We start from the raw sequence: 2059 nt of genomic DNA on the forward strand, positions 1-2059 counted from the left end.
GCCATTGTCCACGATGAGCCGGGCATCACGCGGGATCGCCTCTACCAAGAGGTGGAGTGGAACGGGCGCCGCCTGCAGGTGGTGGATACCGGCGGCCTGGTCTTTGGCGACGACAGCGAGTTCTTGCCCCACATCCGCCAGCAGGCCATGGCGGCGATGGCGGAGGCGCACGCTGTGATCTTTGTGGTAGATGGCCGTGAGGGACTGACCCCCGCCGATCGGGAAGTGGCCGATTGGCTGCGCAAACAACCCCTGCCGGTGGTGGTGGCCGTCAACAAGTGCGAGTCGGGGCAACTGGGCCTGGCCCAGGCGGCGGCTTTTTGGGAGTTGGGGCTGGGGGAGCCGATCCCCTGTTCCGCCATCCACGGCAACGGGGTGGCCGAGCTGTTGGAGGCGGTGCTGCCCCATTTGCCTGAGGTAGACGAAGCTGCAGCAGCAGCGGATCCCATCGCCGTGGCCATTGTGGGCCGGCCCAACGTGGGCAAGTCCAGCCTGCTCAACCGCTTGGTGGGATCCCAGCGGGCCATCGTCAGCCCCATTGCCGGCACCACCCGCGATGCCATCGATACCGTCGTTACCTGGGAAGGGCAGCCCTACCGTCTCATCGACACCGCCGGGATCCGCAAAAAAAACCGGGTGGAATATGGAGTGGAGTTTTTCAGCATCAACCGCGCCTTCAAAGCCATCCAGCGCTCGGACGTGGTGCTGCTGGTCATTGACGCCCTCGAGGGAGTGACCGAGCAGGATCAGCGGTTGGCCGGCCGCATCGAAGAAGAAGGCCGCGCCTGTATCGTCGTCGTCAACAAGTGGGATGCCGTCGAAAACAAAGATACCTACACCCTCAACGAGTTCACCCGCGAGATTCGCGACAAGCTTTACTTTATCGACTGGGCGCCGCTGCTGTTCATCAGCGCCCTCACCGGGCAGCGCACCCACAAGATCTTTGCCCAGGTGAATACGGTGGTGGCCGCCCATCGCAAGCGCATCGCCACCGCCGTGGTCAACGAGGTGCTCCAGGATGCCCTCGCCTGGCAATCGCCCCCCGCCAACCGCCAAGGCAAGCAGGGCAAAATCTACTACGGCACCCAAGTGGCGGAGCAACCTCCCACCTTTCTCCTGTTTGTCAACGATCCCGATCTCTTCAAAGACAACTACCGCCGCTACTTGGAAAAGCACTTCCGGCAAAACCTCGACTTCACAGGCACCCCCATTCGCTTTCGTTGGCGCGGCAAAGCCGAGCGCCTCGTGGGACGGGCAGTGCAAAAATTAGAGGGATCCCTGGCCTCTCGTTAGGCCCTCTGGAGGACGGAGCTCTATTCTGAAAGCCTATGGCTGTGGATCCCAACGTCAAAACCCTGGTGGAGAATCGTCGCGCCCGCTTCGAGTACGAAATCTTGGAGACCTACGAAGCCGGGCTGCAACTGACCGGCACAGAGGTGAAATCGATACGGGCGGGCAAAGCCAACTTACAAGACGCTTTTGCCCTCTTTCGCGATGGCGAGGCCTGGCTGCACAACCTGCACATCTCCCCCCATGGCACCGCCAGCAAGGTGTTCAACCACGATCCCACCCGCCGCCGCAAGCTGCTGTTGCACCGCCGCGAGATCGACCGGCTGCGGGGCCTGGTGGAGCAAAAGGGCCTGACCGTGGTTCCCCTGAGGCTGGTGCTCAACCGCGGCTGGATCAAAGCCCATCTGGGCGTGGCCCGCGGCAAAAAGCTCCACGACAAGCGGCAGGCCATTAAAGAGCGGCAAACCCAGCGAGAGATCCAGCGAGAGCTAAAGGGGCGCTAAGGCTCGCCAAGCTTCCGGCAGCTTCCAATGGGGTGGCCAGCGGGGCAGCCTAGGCGATCCCAAATGCCGCTGGAGCCCTTCGTTGCAGCGATTTCCAGTTTTCCCCTCCCTTGGGCAGAGAGGCTGGGGGTGAGGAATCCTCCGATAGGCTTGGAAGCAAAATCCAACTCGGTCGGCTGCAGGGGGAGGGAAGGAGCCGCCGCCAGCAAGTTCTAGGCACCAGGGAGGGGGAAGAAGCGGTCGGTGGTTTTCACCCGCTCACACCA

Annotated in this window: 2 protein-coding genes; both read left to right on the forward strand. The window is 62.6% G+C overall.

The window, feature by feature from the left end; genetic code table 11:
- Positions 1-1293 (forward strand): ribosome biogenesis GTPase Der (gene der / locus NW857_RS08655; protein WP_414368675.1); only part of this gene is annotated, 1293 nt, incomplete at its 5' end.
- Between the two features lie 35 nt (positions 1294-1328).
- A complete protein-coding gene (gene smpB, locus NW857_RS08660; RefSeq protein WP_414337930.1) occupies positions 1329-1793 on the forward strand; it encodes an SsrA-binding protein SmpB in 465 nt (154 codons plus the stop codon).
- Positions 1794-2059 lie beyond the last annotated feature (266 nt).

Source organism: Synechococcus sp. H55.9, from assembly GCF_047462355.1.
Taxonomy (GTDB): Bacteria; Cyanobacteriota; Cyanobacteriia; order Thermostichales; family Thermostichaceae; genus Thermostichus.